This window comes from Staphylococcus petrasii (assembly GCF_002902565.1).
GTDB classification, from domain to species: domain Bacteria; phylum Bacillota; class Bacilli; order Staphylococcales; family Staphylococcaceae; genus Staphylococcus; species Staphylococcus petrasii.
Genome location: NZ_PPRC01000119.1, coordinates 1 through 414 on the forward strand (window position 1 = coordinate 1; position 414 = coordinate 414).

At 32.1% G+C, this 414-nt stretch carries 1 protein-coding gene; it reads left to right on the forward strand.

Annotation, left to right across the window (positions count from 1 at the left end; genetic code table 11):
- The coding region (locus CD127_RS11745; RefSeq protein ID WP_206168816.1) for an SdrD B-like domain-containing protein at positions 1–414 on the forward strand (414 nt) is incomplete at both ends.

The window sequence follows — 414 nt, forward strand, 5'->3', positions numbered from 1 at the left end:
TTTATAAACCAACATATAATTTAGGCGACTATGTATGGGAAGATACCAATAAAGATGGTATCCAAGATTCTGATGAAAAAGGAATTACAGGTGTAACCGTTACATTAAAAGATAGTGACGGCAATACAATTGGCACAACAACAACAGATGAAAGTGGTAAATATCAATTTACTGGTTTAGAAAATGGAACGTATACAGTCGATTTTGAAACACCAAAAGGTTATACGCCAACATCTGTTAATTCTGGTAATGATAATGGTAAAGATTCAAATGGCACAACAACAATTGCTACTATTAAAGATGCAGATAATGAAACAATTGATACAGGATTTTATAAACCAACATATAATTTAGGCGACTATGTATGGGAAGATACCAATAAAGATGGTATCCAAGATTCTGATGAAAAAGGAA